Here is a 16,272-nt window from a genome sequence, read left to right on the forward strand (position 1 = left end):
CTGGCTCGAAAAAGCACTAATTCAGTTGGGTAGCCTTGCCGCGCACTAGCCAGAGATTGGCCGTCTCCCCTTTTTGGACCGCATCCCCGAAGAAGCTCGATGGCAAACCTTCTATGCATATTCCGAAATCCACTCTCCAGGACCCCGAGCCCATCCCCAGCAACAAGGCCAACGCAGCGACGTTCATGCGGATGGAGATGACGAAGAGCACCTCCGTCCCGAATTCGTGATTGGCGCTCATCATCTTGACCAGTCGCGGAGTTCCTATCGAGAGCAGGACCTCGAAGCCCAGGTACGTATTGGCGGCAAGAACGTCCTGCAGATTCCGCTCGACGCTTACTGAAGGCGGGCTTCCAAACCCCGAAATGAGCCCCCTCAATTTGGCTGACAGCCAGAGGAAGCTCTCGCGCAGGACCTCTTTCCCGATGATGAACGCGAGCCTGACTCCGATACCAGCTGTCCCGCCAACCTTGACCTGACCCTCGAAGTAGAGGACAACCTCTATGACCCTCTCTATGTTGCTCTCGATTGCCTCGACCAACTCGCTCATCGTGTTGGAGATTCCAAGTTCGGCGAATCTGGCGGCAGAGTCGATCGAGATCTCCTCCCCGAGGGTCTCTGCCCAGGCCGACTCGAAGGACCGGGAGACGATGCCGACTAGGTCGAGTTCCACGAGCTCCTCTCTGAGCTTGATGAGCATTCCCAGCTCGATGTCAAGCGTTCCCACGGGAGTGGGAATCGAGGGAATCTCGACCGCGTATCTCTTCTCGTGAAATCTCTCGATGTGCGGCACCTCGAACTCAATCTGCCATTCTTCCCCCCATTCCGCAACAGCATGGAAGAAGGATCCCTCAAGGACCATCGCCGGATCGAATGTTCCATTGAAAACCAGATATCCATATGAGATCTCGAGGTTGACCGTGACGTCGTATTCGGAGGTCACCTTGTTCTTCTGATCCTGTGTCAGGTTCATATCATCCAGTTTGCTTAGCACAACTACGGTCCTCAGACTTCCGGCTTCGAAGACCCCCGCCAGAATCGTGCCGCTACCCTGGTTGAGGCCAATCTCGAGTTCCCCTCCCAAGACGGACATCTGAAACGTTGTTGCTCCGAACGCGGATATGACTTCCTCGATCATGCCACCGATTAGACCTGCAACGCTCGAGATTGAGGACCTCAGCAGCTCAGTCGTGGTCTCTATGACGTCGTTTATGCCCTTCAGCACGTCCCGGGCGTACGACAGAAGCGTTCCGATGAGCTCCTTCACGAGGGATACGAGCCACGAAATCGCATCCAGGATCCAATCGAGAACCTTGAGGAGACAGTCCCAAACATCCTCGAGGAACTTGCAGAAGGTCTCCCATATGTCCTCAAGGAAAGTATTGCTCGAATCGTATGCAACGTCCGCTAGCGGCCATCCTGATCTTGCGCTTATCGATATCTCGAACTCCAGGGGGATGCTTGTCCCGATTCTGTCCTTCTGGCTCGTGATGCTGTTCGATGCCCAGTCTGTGGTGACGAGGACGTCGGTGAGCGCTCTGACCCGTATCCTCCAAGTTGACACGTACGGAGCGAAGGAGCTGCGGGTGACATCCGTATAGTGAACGTTTCTTCCTGACCCAGGTCGAGAATCCAGGGGGCTGTCCACGGAAATGCACAAGGCCCCAACACGGAGCTCTTCGGCATCGCACGCCGCCCGCCAGTTCTCCCCAGACAGGTATGACGGTTTCTGGGTGACCTCTGTCCTGAAACTCCTTCTTGGTGCTTCCGCGTGGTTTGCGTCTCCACGCCAGAACCGGAATGTCTCGTTCGTTATCGAAACGAGAAAACGGATGTTCTCGACATCTTCCGCTTCGACGGTGGATTCCACGAGCTGAGCGACGTTGTCCGAGGCTTCTGCCAGTATGCCCGACGACGAAACCACGAAATCCCTCAGCCTCGAGTACAGACCCCCGTCTTCTGACGGCGTGTCCATCGAAGTTGCCTTCCAACTCATCTCCTCCAGATTCAAGATCGTCTGGTTGATAAGCAGTCCATGTGCCTCTCTGCCAAGCCCTCTCTCCAGAACGGACAACTCCACGATCTCGGCGAGTTGCCCCCTCTCCTCGACGGTCAGGCTCTCGTATTCCGTCTGCCTCTCGACCCGTCGGATCATCTGCTCGAGAATCGTCTCGTGTGCGAGGGCTTTGCCTTCATCACCAACCAGTGAGCCGACCTCATCCACGATTCGTGAGATCACGTTCGCAGTTAGGTTGGCCTGGGCATCCCACAGTTCGCTTATGATTTCAACTACCAAGGTCTCGTTGTTCTGTATCTGGACGAGCAAGCTGGAGGTCTTCTCCCTTACCGCCTCGCTAAGGTTCTGCAATGCCGAGACGTTGTCAGTTGGCACAATGCCGTCCATCGAGACTGCGGAGAAGGGACCCGCCGCTTCGGCCATCTCGCCAACCCTCCCTGCCATCTCCTTCACGAGGTCCCGTTGCGTCTTGTACACGACCCTCACGTCGCTGTCATAGACCAGATGATAGCAGCTCCTCCAGAAGCCATCGAAGCCCCCCGCCACGTCCACGACTTCAAATGGTATGTATGCAGCGAATCCCGGTATGGTGAAGTTGACGACACCGCTCGTCTCCGTTGTGATCTGGAACTCCGAGCCCGGGGCCGGGAACACAACGGGATTGGATATCAGAGTGCTGGCTTTCGTCTCGCGGGCCATGTTTTTGAACCATGATCTGGTCAACCAGGCCTCCCTGCTTTCGCCCGAAATCCAGAAGAGAAAATCCTGTATGGAGTTGGCCAGCACTTGGGCTGCTTGCAGGGAGATATCCGCAACTGGAGTGAGCCCGAAGTAGTCGAAGTATTTCAGCGTCATCCGGTCGATCATGGCGTAGATCGCCTGCGAGACGATTGTGCCGATTGACACGTTCGCCCTTCCCTGTCCCGTATGAAGGAGGAATAGGTCCGATGGGTCCAAGCTTCCCGCTCCAACCCATGTTTCCAGGAGGTTAGCTAGGCTCGTGTTCTTACCCTCGCCACTATTGACGAGATCGAACGCTTCTATGGCATCCTCGTCAACCGATCTGAATAGAGCGAGCTGCTCGAGGACCAAGGCCAGATTCAGCGCCCTCTCCACGTCCTGAATTCCAATTATCTCGCCGGTTGAAGGGGCATCCTGTCGTGAGGAACCCCATCCTTGGAGCACCCTCACCTGAGCCAGCGTCGACAGCATATACTCCGTGATCCTCGCGATGTCCCCGAACTCGGACTGTGCGGCGGAAGCAAGGCTGTCCATCTTGCCCTTCAGAAACGGGACGAACGAGTCCAAGTCCTGAGAGAACCCATGCTTGTTTCTCGTGGCAATCCCGTCCTTGTTCATGACGTACGTGACGTGCCCCGCCACCGAGAACGTCACAGTTCTCCATACCTCCATCCAGTAACCTGAGCGGTCCGTCTCGAGTTCCTCGAACGTCAGGTTCCCGAAAGTCTCGTTCTCGACACTGGCCTCCTTCCCGAAGTCCTGCAGAATCCAGTTCTCGAGGATGATTGAGCTGCTGTGATCGCGGATATCGAAGTGGAAACCTTCGACGTCTCGCGGGAATGACCCATTGAGATACGAATCCATCATGTCCTCGTACAGGTGAGCGATCCTCGAGCGGTTTCCGCCACCCAGTTGGACCGCCCTGGTTCCCATCCAGTAGGCCTCGGTCTCAACCTCCCTGTGGACGAGGACAGAGACTTCCCTTCCCTCTTGGATGACATCCTCCGTCACCCTGTCCTTCACGTGCTGGAACTGAAGTCCGGAGATGTATGCCATGCTGAGCATCGACGTCAGAAGAATCAACACACCCAGAAAGGCAAAGGGCACCCTCGCTCTATTGTCTAGTCTTATTCGACATCCCTCCGATTGGAGAACGCCCGGTCGCTATAAGTCGATTCCCAGTATTAGCAATCCGGAAAATCTGAATGGCAGCGGAAGAAAGAACCCTAGAGTCTCGTCAATGCGACCGTTTCGATGCTTTGCACGCCCTCGATTGCTGCCAGCTCGCTCTCCAACCTCTCTCCGAGCCCTTCTACCTCCTCCACGATTGCAGTTACCTCGAGGGCGTTCAGTCCGAAGGCGATTGGCTTCACCTCAGATGAATGGAATCTCCGCTCCCCCAGGACTTCCATCGCTTTGTCCTGGACACCTTTCAGATCCACTTCCAACCCGCTTGGCATGAGTCTGTACGTAATGGCAACTTCTCCCATGTCAAACCCCTAAGGCCCCTCGAAACCGCAGGCTTCGCATCTATACGGGACACTCTGGTCTCTGCATTGAGCGCATCGACCTATGGTCCCCTCTCCGCAGACGGGACACTTGAAGACCGCGGCTCCCTTTCTCTTCATCACGACACCGCATGACGAACATCGGTTCTCTGGCATCATTTCACCTTGGCGATTTCCGAGGATTGCGGGGGACATATGAGACGTCAGACTTAAATGTGCCCTTTCCGATGTGTTGGAGAATGAAACTTGTTTGAAGGCGAAGAAAGGGGATATTAATAGTTATCATTCAAACACAATTTTTTCCACTGACAAATATATTTCCTTCGACATTTAAAGAGGATCGGCGGCCCGGAACACACGACGGCACCAAAATCAGCGCAAGCTTTTAATATAAGGATGGTAATCTCGCATGGAATCATGCCGAGACCTCAGATGAGCCCTGGGCCCGTAGCTCAGCTAGGTCGGACGCATATGACCGTCATCACGTCCCTAGAAAGAGCATCTGGCTTTTAGTTGACCCGTTTCGGAAAGCCAGCATAATCCATCAGAGACGGTCGAAAAGACACCAGGTGGTCCGGGGTTCGAAAAAGCCTTCATCCCGAGGGCTTCGAAAATCCCCGCGGGCCCGTCTGAGGGGGCTCGGCGGCATCTACGCGTATGGTAGAGAAAGACTGGGGTGGACGAGGTTGAAGTTCAATGTTATGGAGCACAGGTTGGTACCCGAGCATCATCTGCTTTCCGAGAAGGATGAAGGAACGATCCTTGAGGGCCTCAAGGTTCACAAAGATCAGCTCCCAAAGATACGTAGAAACGACCCGTGTGTACAGCTCCTTGAAAGGAAACACGGACCGATCGAGGAGGGTCGTGTCATCAGGATAGTGAGGTTAAGCGAGACATCTGGAGTCTCGGTGGCGTACAGACTCGTAGTCGGAAGGTGATTTAGTGCGAGAGTTGGTAGGAGCTTTCTTCAGAGAGCGGAGTATCGTCAACCACCATATAGCTAGCTTCAATGACTTCCTCCCCACGCTTGATAATCCGAACAGCAGGATGCAGCAGATTGTCGACAATCTGCGGACCTCTGTGGATGACGAGCGGAGAGGGATAGTGAAGCTTGACGAGGACAGAACGGACGGAGACGTTATCGAAATCCGGATCGGAAGGCCAAGAGACGAGAAGGCAAGGATACTCTCAGATGCCAAGTCCACAATCGAGATCGATACTCCGATAGTCAGAGAGGCGAACGGGGCGACGGACGAGCTTACTCCGATGGAAGCCAGACTGAGGAACCTGAACTATCAGGCCCCTATCCACCTTTGGTTCACAAAGATTATAAACGACATCGAGCAGGAACCCGAGCGGGTGCCCATCGGCAACCTCCCCATCATGGCGAAGTCAAAGAAATGTCACCTCCACAAGGAGAACCTGGAAGTGGACGGGGAGCTCACGCAGGAGGAGTACCTGGACCGGCTCACCGAATTGAAAGAGGACCCACATGACCCGGGCGGCTACTTCATCATTGGTGGGACAGAAAGGGTTCTGATCTCGCTCGAGGACCTGGCGCCGAATCGGGTGCTCGTTGAAACGAGTGAACGGTACGGCAGGAAGGCCGAAGTCGCAAAGGTATTCTCCCAGAAGGAAGGATACCGGGCACTCACGCTGATGGAGAAGAAGAAGGACGGGATGCTCGTCGTAGCCGTCCCCACAGCGTCGGGACACATCCCGCTCATGATCCTGCTGAAGGCCCTCGGGATGGATACTGACGGAGAGATATTCTCAGCGATAGTCTCCGAAAAGGAGATGGACAATGTCATCTACGCGAACATCGAGGAATGCCAGAACAAGAAGCTCTATCCTCCGAACGGAATATTCACGAAGGAAGACGCGCTCCTGTGGCTCGAGAAGAAATTCGCGACGGGACAGGCGAAGGAGTACCGAGAGAAGAAGGTCTCGAGCATACTGGACCGTTCGCTGCTCCCGCATCTCGGTGACAGCTCGGACGACAGGTTGAAGAAGGCCATATTCCTCGGAAGGATAGCGAGGACGGTTCTTGAGCTGTCCCTTGGCAAGAGGCTGGAGGACGACAAGGACCACTACGCTAACAAGAGGTTGAAACTGGCTGGCGATCTCATGGAGGACCTCTTCCGAGTCGCATTTGCCAACCTCATGAAGGATTTGAAGTATCAGCTCGAGAGGAGCTATTCACGGAGGAAGGAGCTGAAGATATCCTCTGCCATCAGGCCCGATCTTCTCACGCAGAGGCTTCTCCATGCACTCGCAACTGGAAACTGGGTTGGCGGAAGGGCGGGCGTGTCACAGCTTCTCGATAGGACATCCAACATGAGTGCGATGTCTCATTTGAGGAGGGTCACCTCACCGCTCACACGCAGCCAGCCCCACTTCGAAGCCCGTGACCTGCATCCAACACAATGGGGGCGGCTTTGCCCGAATGAGACGCCGGAAGGCCAGAACTGCGGTCTCGTGAAGAACTGCGCGCTCATCGTCGACGTGTCGGAGGGCTTCTCCGAAGATGAAGTCAAGCTGCTTCTGGCCGACCTCGGAACGAAGCAGATCAAAGGTCAGCGAACGACGATGACCAGGGTCTACGTGAACGGTGACCTGGTGGGTCTGCACGATGACCCTGTGCGGCTGATCGAGGGCGTCCGGGAAAGGAGACGGAACGGTCTTCTGTCCACTGAGGTGAACGCCCGCTTCGATGCGAACATGAACGAGATAGTAATCAACTGCGATGAGGGAAGGGTGAGGCGTCCGTTGCTCGTGGTCAAGGACGGCAGGCCCGTTCTGACGAAGGCCCATATCGACGACATCCGTGCAGGCAAGCGAAACGCGACAGACCTTCCCCAGGACGGCATGCTGGATTGGATCGACGCTGAGGAGGAAGAGGATACGTACGTCGCAGTGTACGCCTACGACACGCCGTCGCGCTGTGAGCACTGCAACAGACCACTCTCGAGGAACGACGTTGAGTGGACCAATATGGGTGAGCCCGATGATTTCGCCAGGCTCACGTGCGTTCACTGCAACAAGTCCTTCGATGTGCCCTCCCTTCTGACGAAGGAGCACACGCACTTGGAAGTCGACCCGCTTGTCATCCTCGGCGTTGCGAGCGGGCTGGTTCCATATCCCGAGCACAACTCCACTCCCAGAGTGACAATGGGATCGGGGATGGCCAAGCAGTCGCTCGGCCTTCCTGCTGCGAACTACAGGATCAGGCCTGACACGAGAGGTCATCTGCTTCACTACCCCCAGGCCGCGATTGTCGAGACCAAGGGGATGGAGTACGTCAAGTTCAAGGAAAGACCCGCTGGTCAGAATCTCGTGGTCGCGGTGATGTCCCACTACGGGTACAATATCCATGACGCAATCGTGATGAACAAGGCCAGCATCGAGAGGGGCCTGGGCAGGTCCACCTTTCTGCGAACGTACAAGGCGGAAGAGAGGAGGTATCCAGGCGGTCAGGAGGACCACTTCGAGATACCCTCTCCTGACGTGAGGGGAGCCAGAGCTGACACGTCCTACAGCAGCCTGACCCCCGATGACGGGTTGATAACTCCAGAGGTCGCAGTGGATGGAGGGGACGTCCTGATCGGAAAGACCTCACCTCCCAGGTTCCTTGAGGAGGACACGGATTTCCTGACGCCTCAGAAGAGGAGAGAGACGAGCATCACGGTCCGGCATGGCGAGAGTGGTTGGGTTGACAGCGTCATGCTGACAGAGTCCGAGAACGGAAGCAAACTCGCCAAGGTTAAGGTCAGAGACCTCAGGGTTCCCGAGCTTGGTGACAAGTTCGCCTCGAGACACGGTCAGAAGGGCGTGATAGGTCTCATCGCCGCTCAGGAGGACATGCCCTTCAGCGAAGAGGGAGTCGTTCCGGATCTCATAATCAATCCTCACGCGATTCCTTCCCGAATGACCGTCGCCCACGTTCTGGAGACGATTGGCGGGAAGGTTGGCGCGATGCAGGGCCGGATGATCGATGGCACTCCCTTTAGCGGAGAGAGGGAAGAGGCGTTGCGCACGGCGCTGACGGATGCAGGATTCAAGAACAACGGCAAGGAAGTCATGTACGATGGAAGGACCGGCCAGATGATTGAGGCTGAGATCTTCATGGGCGTCATCTACTATCAGAAGTTGCACCATATGGTCTCTGGAAAGCTTCACGTCCGGTCTCGAGGACCCGTCCAGATTCTGACGAGACAGCCCACAGAGGGAAGGTCCAGGCAGGGCGGCCTGAGGTTCGGAGAGATGGAGAGAGACTGCCTGATTGGACACGGCGTGGCCATGGTGATCAAGGACAGGCTTCTCGACGAGTCTGATGGAACACTTCAATACGTCTGCGGCGAGCCGACTTGCGGTCATTTCGCCATCAAGGACCGCAAGGGGAACCTGAGCTGTCCCGTGTGTGGCAACAACACAAGGATCCATCCCGTCCAGACATCGTACGCGTTCAAGCTTCTCCTAGACGAGCTTCTCTCATTGAGTGTGGCAATGCGACTACAGCTCGAGGACCTGAGGTGATCAAATGCTGCGGGGAGTCTCCAAGAGGATAAAATCAATCAAGTTCGCTCTGCTTTCGCCCGATGAGATCAGGAAGATGTCCGCGACGAAAGTCATCACAGCTGACACCTACGATGACGATGGTTTTCCGATAGACATGGGCCTCATGGACTCGCATCTGGGGGTCATAGAGCCAGGACTTAGGTGCAAGACGTGCGGCGGCAAGGTCGACGATTGCCCAGGTCACTTCGGGCACATCGACCTAGCTATGCCGGTCATCCACGTCGGATATGTGAAGGAGCTCAAGAAGCTCCTCCAGGCGACCTGCAGGAAATGTGGACGGCTGCTCCTTAGAGACGAGGAAATCAGAGCGTACGAGAAGGAGATGGAAGCCCTGGATAAGATCGGCGGGACGAAGCTCGACAGGACGATAATGGCGAAGGAGACCGCTCGCGACGCGGCGAAGCGACAGATCTGCCCCCATTGCGATACCGAGCAATCCAAGATCACTTTGGACAAGCCGACCACCTTCAGAGAAGACGGCCACAAGCTCACACCAAAGGAGGTGAGGGAGCGTCTGGAGAGAATCAGGGATGATGACCTACCTTCAATGGGAATCAACCCGAACGTCGCAAGGCCCGAATGGATGATCCTCACGGCCCTGCTTGTCCCGCCAGTGACAGTGCGACCGTCCATAACGCTCGAGAGCGGGGACAGGTCCGAGGACGATCTCACGCACAAGCTCGTCGATGTTCTGAGAATCAATCAGCGACTGAGAGAGAACAGGGACGCCGGCGCTCCACAGCTCATCGTGGAGGACCTTTGGGAACTCCTTCAGTATCATATCACGACATACTTCGACAATCAGACGAGCGGGATTCCCCCTGCCAGACACCGCTCCGGTCGTCCACTCAAGACACTCGTCCAGAGGCTGAAGGGCAAGGAGGGCAGGTTCCGGTCCAACCTCAGCGGGAAGCGCGTGAACTTCTCCGCGAGGACGGTCATATCGCCGGACCCGCTGCTCTCCATAAACGAGGTGGGAGTGCCGGTCGAGGCCGCAAGGGAACTGACGGTGCCGCTACACGTGCAGCAGTACAACATGGACTGGGTGCAGGAATTGGTGAAGCGGGGACCCTTGCCAGAAGGGGACGGTTACATACCCGGCGTCAACTACGTGATAAGGCAGGATGGGAGACGAATCAGAGTGACTGACAAGAATGCGGAGACCGTTGCCGAGACCGTCGACATTGGCTACATAGTGGAGCGGCAACTCCAGGAAGGCGACATAGTCCTCTTCAACAGGCAACCATCGCTCCACCGAATGAGCATGATGGCCCACGAGGTCAGGATCATGCCGTTCAAGACCTTCCGGTTCAACCTGGCAGTATGTCCACCTTACAACGCAGATTTCGACGGCGACGAGATGAATCTCCACGTTCTTCAGAGCGAGGAAGCCAGGGCCGAGGCTAAGATATTGATGAGGGTTCAGGAGCACATACTGTCACCGCGATTCGGCGGTCCGGTGATCGGGGCGATCCACGACCACATCAGCGGCGGCTTCCTGATGACGCACAGGGACTCCAAGTTCGATATGGAGCAGTCCTCTCGCATACTCTCGTTCGTCGGTGATCTCAAGCTGCCGAAGCCCACGATCGTGGAGGACGGTGTGGAGTACTGGACGGGGAAGCAGCTTTTCAGCCTGGCCATTCCCGACGACCTCAACATGGTATTCAGAGCCTCCATCTGCCAGAACTGTGATACTTGCGACAAGGAGGACTGCGAGAGCGATGCATATGTCAAGGTGGTGGACGGTGAAATCATCTCGGGAACGGTTGACGAGAAATCCATCGGAGCCTTCAACGGGAAGATACTCGACAAGATAGCGCGTGACTACGGGTCCAACCGCGCTAGGACGTTCATCGACCAAGCGACGAAGTTCGCCATCGGCGCCATCATGGTCCGTGGATTCACGACGGGGATCGACGATGAGGACATCCCGGAAAGCGAGAAGATGAAGATCGCCGAGATACTTCAGAAGGCCGTCGATGGAGTCAGTGCGCTTGTCCAGGCATACAAGGAGGGCGACCTCGAACAGATGCCCGGGCGGTCGCTTGAAGAAACGCTCGAGGTGGAGGCGATGAAGAAGCTCGGACGGGCGAGAGACGATGCCGGTAATCACGCGGGCAAGCACCTCGGTCTCGAGAACTCGGCTGTTATAATGGCTCGAAGCGGTGCCAGGGGCTCCATGCTCAACCTCAGCCAGATGGCCGGGTGCGTAGGTCAGCAGGCAGTGAGGGGAGAGAGGATATCCAGAGGCTACTGGAACAGGACCCTTCCCCACTTCCCGAAGGGCGATCTCGGTGCAGAGGCGAAGGGGTTCGTGAAGTCTTGCTACAAGAGCGGGCTGACCCCAACGGAGTACTTCTTTCACAGCATGGGAGGACGAGAGGGGCTCGTGGACACTGCCGTAAGGACATCCCGGTCCGGCTACATGCAGAGGCGGCTGATCAACGCGTTGGAGGATCTCAAGGTGAAGGAGGATAGAAGCGTCAGGAACACCGCTGACACGATAGTTCAGTTCAAGTTCGGGGAGGACGGGATTGATCCGAGCAGGAGCGTCCAAGGCCGCGCCGTCGATGTCGATGACATATTGAGGGACGTGCTCGGTCCCAAGAAGTTCGCCACTCTTCCCGATGAGAGAGCCGTCAGAAGATACGGAGGATTGGAGGAGGGCATGGAGATGACCGAGGAGGAAGCAGAAGGGAAATCCGGGGAGGATTGATCATGGCGAGAAAGGACACGGTGGAGGCCCTCAAGAAGCGGAAGATAGGCTCCAAGGCCGCGGAGACGCTCGCCGAGGCCGGATTCACCCTTTCGTCGATAAAGAAGGCGAGCGTGGAAAAGCTCTCGAAGTACATCTCCGAGGATGATGCTATCCGCGTGCTCAAGAAGCTCGGTGTCGAGGCCAAGAAGCCCGAGAGAAAGAAGAAGTCGAAGGCGAAGAAGAAGTCGAAGACGAAGAAGATCGAACTCCAGCCCGACATCAAGATCCCGAAGAAGGTCCCGCCGCAGACGAAGCTCGAGGTGGAGCTGACGAAGGTGGTTGATGACCTAGGCGGGAGCCTACCAAGGGCGGTGATCACCCAACTTGCGCACAGGATCGACAAGATAAAGCTCTCCAAGAAGGCGAAGAAGGAGATTCTCACGCGGATACAGGAGAAGTACGACTCCCATCTCGTCGACCCCAACGAGTCGGCGGGCATAGTCTCCGCGCAGTCCATCGGTGAACCGGGCACGCAGATGACCATGAGAACGTTCCACTATGCTGGCGTTGCGGAGATCAACGTCACGCTAGGTCTGCCTAGGTTGATCGAGATCGTGGACGCCCGCAGATCACCCAGCACGCCCATGATGGAGATCCATCTGAAGGCGTCCGTGAGGAATGAGCTGGACAATGCAAGGAGGGTGGCGTCAGAGATCGAGGCCACCAACCTCGAAGATGTCAGCGGAATCGAGACGGATATGGTCAATATGCAGGTGATAATCCGCCCTGACGTCGACAAGCTCAGCTCCGACGGTCTCACGATTAAGGAACTCGAGAAGGCCGCGAAGAAGATGAGGGGCACGGGTATCGTCGAGTATGAGAAGGAAGCCAAGACCGGCGAGGAGATACTCGTGGTGAAGACAGGAGAGAGCTCTTACAAGAAACTGCAGAGGTTGCGAGAGAACCTGGCCGTCCTCAGGATCAAGGGAATAAAGGGCATCACAAGGGCCATAATCCGCAAGCAGACCCGCGAGTACGTCATCTACACGGAGGGCTCCAACTTCAAAGAGGTTCTCGACATGGAAATGGTCGACCCGACAAGGACGACGACAAACCACATTCAGGAGATATACGAGGTCCTTGGTGTGGAAGCTGCAAGGAATTCGATCATAAAGGAGGCCTCGTCAACCCTCGGGGAGCAGGGTCTGACCGTCGACCTGAGACACATCATGCTCGTGTCCGACATCATGACCAATGACGGCGACGTGAAGGCGATAGGTCGCCACGGCATCTCTGGAAGGAAGTCCAGTGTCCTGGCGCGGGCGGCGTTCGAAATCACTTCCCTGCACCTCATGCGTGCGGCAATCATCGGCGAGGAGGACTACCTGGACGGTGTTGCAGAGAACATCATCGTCGGCCAACCGGTCACACTGGGTACCGGCGCAGTAACGCTGGTGTATCGACCGATTGCCCAGTCCAAGAAGGGGGCATAGCCGTGGATGTCGGCAGAGAGATTAGGAAGGCCATCGAGACAGGGGCAGTCAGATTCGGTGTGGACCAGACGAAGAAAGCGGTAAGAGACGGCAGCGCGAAGCTCGTCATCCTTTCGAAGAACTGTCCGGACGAATTCCTGTTGGATCAATCCCAGACGAGAACGCTCAGATTCGATGGAACGAACGCCGACCTCGGATCAGCCTGTGGAAAGCCGTTTTCTATCTCGGTGCTTGCCGTCATCGAACCCGGTGACTCTGATATATTGGGTGCCTAGGGTGAACTTGTGGAAGGAATCACGTTCGACGAGAACACCATAAGTTATATCGCGTTCTTCCAGCGCATAACCGGTGCCAGGGTTAAGGATTGCATCGACACGGACGACAAGGTCATCTTCATCGTTGAGCCCGGGTACCTTGGGATGGCGGTCGGAAAGAAGGGAGAGATCGCCCAGAAGCTCAGGAGGATGATGAAGAAGGACATCCTCATCGTGGAGCACTCTAACGATCCAGGGACGTTCATAGCCAACCTTTTCCATCAGTTCAAGGTCCAAGGTGTGGAAGTGGAGGACAGGCCAAGAGGCACCCACGCAACGGTCAAGGTGGACCCGTCGTTAAAGGGCAAAGCCATTGGAAGGGATGGCAGCAACCTCAGACTGGCCAGGCGGATAGTCAGGAGACATCATCCCATAGACAGCATAAGTGTCGACTAGCGACATACTTATATCCCGATTCCTCGATACTTTGTGTCAAGAAGGGATGGGAACATGTGCAAGTATATCTTTCAAGACAACAAGTGCTGTAACCCCGCGATTGACAGCGATGAATGTATCGGACTCGATAACTGCCACATCTTCTCCGGGTCCAAGGAGATTGAGATGGGAGACTGCACGTTCGAGGCGTGGTACGGTCTCTACTGCCCCAAGTACAAGAGGTTCTTCTGTCCTGGCAAGGGCAACTGCGACACCTTCGAGCAGTACATGAAGAACTTCACGGGTTTCGGAAGAGGACCCAGCTCCTGAACCTCACAAGGGCTACAGGGGCCGCTTGCACTTCCCGCAGACCAATCTCGTTTCCCGCCCGCACTCCTTGCATATGCCATGGAGGAACCTCTCCTTGACGGGCGCGTGATGACAGTCCGAGACCGCCAGAACCATGTGTCCGCAGTAGTCGCAGAGATGCTCGACGGGCCTCGTCCTCTCAACCCTTTTTTCGTAGATCTTGAGTATGACCCAGATGATGATGAGGATGAGCACGAGTATCCCAACGACAACAATCGGCGACCCCCATGCACCCAGGCCGTTAGAGAGAACGAAGTCGGTCACAAACCCTCAAACCGCTCTCTCATATTTATGGATATACCCACTCGCCTGACCGAGCACGATGGAGCGCTGTTCACTCTGGGCTGGTGTCTTACTCGAGTCGATTCGCGAGAACGCTGACGCAACAGATTTATAGCACCACGCACGTATTGAGTTGGGATACATATGGCAATGACAACTCTTCGTTTTATCTTCATCAGCGATCCCGAGAAGCCGGTTGTCACGTTGAAGGTGCCGAACGAGATGCTTTTTCAGGAAGCCCTTGTGATGGCGGCCAAGAAGCAGGACAAGGATGCAGGCGTGCTCTCGGCAACATACCCAGGTGGCACCCCTATAGCAGGCGGGACAGTGGAGGAGATCTCTGATAAGAGCACGAACATACACGTTATTGACCCGTCCATCGTTGGTTGATTTCTTGAAGAGGGAAGACGACCTATTCTATTTCTTGCAGTGTGCAACGATATCATCTCCGCGGGACGCCGACTGGTTCCAGAGAGTGAGGGAGGAGAAGTACGCTATTTCGAGATTCTCGGAATATCTCAGATTCCTCGAGGGGGGCGAATGGTTCGAACTGAGGCCGACGAGCGACGGCGCGACCAGATGGGTGGGCAGCGTGAGGGACGTGGGCCTGGAATTCGAGATGGAGCTTGTATTGAAGGACGCCTATCCCACAATGCCTCCGGCCGTTAGGGTCCCCAAGCTCATGGACTACACGGACAGGAAGCTGGATGACGGGGTCCTCGGGCTCAGGATATGCGATATGCATATGGAGCAGAACTATTGGTGGGACGAATACTGCGGCATTGCTCTTTATCTCAAGCGGGAGGTCAGCTACTGGGTCCAGAGCGTTCTTCACGATATGCGCAAAGAGGGGTGGCTGAAATAGAGAGGTATTCCCGCTTCATGCAGTTCCCCTTTGCAGATTTCTCGGAGCTTAAGGAGAAGAGGATCCTCATCGTCGGCGTCGGCGGGCTCGGTGCGGTGAGCGCTGAGATACTCGCCAGGTGCGGCGTCGGCAAGATCGTGCTGATGGATTACGACACGCTCGAGGAGGCGAATCTTAACAGGCTCATCTACGACACGTCACAAGTTGGGATGAAGAAGGTGGATGCGCTGAAGGCCCACTTGAGGAAGGCGAATCCGGAGGTAACTGGCATAGGTCATCCGTTTGACATAACGGACGGAAAGGGCTACGATCTGTTCGTCGAGGAAGTCGGCAAGAGCGACGCCGTGCTGGGATGCGTCGACACGTTCCAGGTCAGGGTCTTTATGAACTCCCAGTGCGTCAAGTCGGGGAAGCCGCTGATCGACGGCGGGGCGTCGACCGACGGGGTTAACGGAAGCGTCCATGTCGTCATCCCGGGGAAAACACCTTGCTTCAGGTGCAATAGGCCCGTCCTTGGCGAAACGCCCCCCGTGGAGATGCAGAGACCTGAAGGCACCAGGGACACCACCGGCGTATGCCACTTCACATCGCTTCCCACGACCATGGGAATAATCTCTAGTCTCCAGTGTCAGGAGGCCCTCAAGCTTCTGTTGAACTTCGGACATACGGCGCCCTACCTAATGTATCACGGGCTTGAGGGCGTCCTGGAGAGGTATGACTGGGAGAGGGACCCGGGCTGTCCAGTTTGCGGGGATATCACGGATGAAGAGTGACGTGACCATCCAGAGAGACGTCATAGCCATAGTCCTGAGCCACGCGCTCAAGGAGAGCAGGACGAGTGGAAGGGAAGTGATCGGATGGTTGCTGGGGTTCCTCTGGAACGGAGAGATATACGTTTGTGACGCCGTCCCCTGCACCCGTTACAGAAGGCAGACGAAGTTCAGTGCGGAGGCGGACCCCCTCGAGGAAGCGGAGCTCGCCAGCAAGTATCCGAGAAACGTCGGAATCGTGGGACTGTATCATTCGCAT

General features: G+C 56.1%; 15 protein-coding genes and 1 tRNA gene. 12 read left to right on the top strand and 4 right to left on the bottom strand.

Annotated elements, in window-relative coordinates:
* Nucleotides 1–16: 16 nt before the first annotated feature.
* The 3 genes from LN415_02515 to LN415_02525 form a co-directional block, all read right to left on the bottom strand.
* Nucleotides 17–3,865 carry a hypothetical protein gene (locus LN415_02515; GenBank protein ID MCJ2555966.1) on the bottom strand — a complete coding sequence of 1,283 codons (3,849 nt, stop codon included), beginning with the start codon at nt 3,863–3,865 and terminating at the stop codon, nt 17–19.
* 119 nt (nt 3,866–3,984) lie between these two features.
* A complete protein-coding gene (locus tag LN415_02520) occupies nt 3,985–4,248 on the bottom strand; it encodes an elongation factor 1-beta (GenBank protein MCJ2555967.1) in 264 nt (87 codons plus the stop codon).
* Between the two features lie 9 nt (nt 4,249–4,257).
* Nucleotides 4,258–4,425, bottom strand: coding sequence for a zinc finger domain-containing protein (locus LN415_02525; GenBank protein ID MCJ2555968.1), 168 nt, complete (start codon nt 4,423–4,425; stop codon nt 4,258–4,260).
* Between the two features lie 282 nt (nt 4,426–4,707).
* Between LN415_02525 and LN415_02530 the strand changes: the two genes are divergently transcribed.
* The 8 genes from LN415_02530 (at nt 4,708) to LN415_02565 (ending at nt 14,057) form a co-directional block, all read left to right on the top strand.
* Nucleotides 4,708–4,894: transfer RNA gene (locus LN415_02530), tRNA-Lys, on the top strand.
* A gap of 58 nt (nt 4,895–4,952) precedes the next feature.
* Complete coding sequence (locus LN415_02535; GenBank protein ID MCJ2555969.1) at nt 4,953–5,204, top strand: DNA-directed RNA polymerase subunit H; 252 nt, start codon at nt 4,953–4,955, stop codon at nt 5,202–5,204.
* A 4-nt stretch (nt 5,205–5,208) separates the two neighbouring features.
* Complete coding sequence (locus tag LN415_02540) at nt 5,209–8,802, top strand: DNA-directed RNA polymerase subunit B (GenBank protein ID MCJ2555970.1); 3,594 nt, start codon at nt 5,209–5,211, stop codon at nt 8,800–8,802.
* A gap of 4 nt (nt 8,803–8,806) precedes the next feature.
* On the top strand, nt 8,807–11,563 hold the full coding sequence (locus LN415_02545) for a DNA-directed RNA polymerase subunit A' (protein MCJ2555971.1): 2,757 nt from the start codon (nt 8,807–8,809) through the stop codon (nt 11,561–11,563).
* Between the two features lie 2 nt (nt 11,564–11,565).
* Nucleotides 11,566–13,038, top strand: a complete 1,473-nt coding sequence (gene rpoA2 / locus LN415_02550) for a DNA-directed RNA polymerase subunit A'' (protein ID MCJ2555972.1) — start codon at nt 11,566–11,568, stop codon at nt 13,036–13,038.
* 2 nt (nt 13,039–13,040) lie between these two features.
* Nucleotides 13,041–13,313, top strand: coding sequence for a 50S ribosomal protein L30e (locus LN415_02555; protein ID MCJ2555973.1), 273 nt, complete (start codon nt 13,041–13,043; stop codon nt 13,311–13,313).
* Nucleotides 13,314–13,322: 9 nt separating this feature from the next.
* A complete protein-coding gene (locus LN415_02560; protein ID MCJ2555974.1) occupies nt 13,323–13,748 on the top strand; it encodes a NusA-like transcription termination signal-binding factor in 426 nt (141 codons plus the stop codon).
* Between the two features lie 54 nt (nt 13,749–13,802).
* Nucleotides 13,803–14,057 (top strand): hypothetical protein, encoded by a 255-nt coding sequence (locus LN415_02565; protein ID MCJ2555975.1) that lies wholly within the window; start codon nt 13,803–13,805, stop codon nt 14,055–14,057.
* 12 nt (nt 14,058–14,069) lie between these two features.
* Here the strand turns inward: LN415_02565 and LN415_02570 are convergent, their stop codons facing one another.
* A complete protein-coding gene (locus LN415_02570; protein ID MCJ2555976.1) occupies nt 14,070–14,360 on the bottom strand; it encodes a hypothetical protein in 291 nt (96 codons plus the stop codon).
* A 162-nt stretch (nt 14,361–14,522) separates the two neighbouring features.
* Here LN415_02570 and LN415_02575 point away from each other — a divergent pair, with 162 nt between their 5' ends.
* The 4 genes from LN415_02575 to LN415_02590 form a co-directional block, all read left to right on the top strand.
* Nucleotides 14,523–14,768 (top strand): hypothetical protein, encoded by a 246-nt coding sequence (locus LN415_02575; protein ID MCJ2555977.1) that lies wholly within the window; start codon nt 14,523–14,525, stop codon nt 14,766–14,768.
* 4 nt (nt 14,769–14,772) lie between these two features.
* A complete protein-coding gene (locus LN415_02580; protein MCJ2555978.1) occupies nt 14,773–15,243 on the top strand; it encodes a hypothetical protein in 471 nt (156 codons plus the stop codon).
* Entirely contained in the window at nt 15,231–16,016 is a 786-nt protein-coding gene (locus LN415_02585) for a HesA/MoeB/ThiF family protein (GenBank protein MCJ2555979.1), read from the top strand. Before LN415_02580 ends, LN415_02585 begins: the two co-directional genes overlap by 13 nt.
* On the top strand, nt 16,006–16,272 hold a 267-nt coding region (locus LN415_02590; GenBank protein ID MCJ2555980.1), incomplete at its 3' end, for a hypothetical protein. The genes LN415_02585 and LN415_02590, both read left to right, overlap by 11 nt.

It is taken from the genome of Candidatus Thermoplasmatota archaeon, assembly GCA_022848865.1.
In the GTDB taxonomy this organism is placed as follows: Archaea; Thermoplasmatota; Thermoplasmata; order RBG-16-68-12; family JAGMCJ01; genus JAGMCJ01.

Coding starts and splice junctions, on each gene's coding strand:
- rpoA2 (MCJ2555972.1), top strand. CDS start 11,566: ATGGCGAGAAAGGACACGGTGGAGGCCCTCAAGAAGCGGAAGATAGGC.
- LN415_02575 (MCJ2555977.1), top strand. CDS start 14,523: ATGGCAATGACAACTCTTCGTTTTATCTTCATCAGCGATCCCGAGAAG.
- LN415_02525 (MCJ2555968.1), bottom strand. CDS start 4,425: ATGATGCCAGAGAACCGATGTTCGTCATGCGGTGTCGTGATGAAGAGA.
- LN415_02520 (MCJ2555967.1), bottom strand. CDS start 4,248: ATGGGAGAAGTTGCCATTACGTACAGACTCATGCCAAGCGGGTTGGAA.
- LN415_02545 (MCJ2555971.1), top strand. CDS start 8,807: ATGCTGCGGGGAGTCTCCAAGAGGATAAAATCAATCAAGTTCGCTCTG.
- LN415_02565 (MCJ2555975.1), top strand. CDS start 13,803: ATGTGCAAGTATATCTTTCAAGACAACAAGTGCTGTAACCCCGCGATT.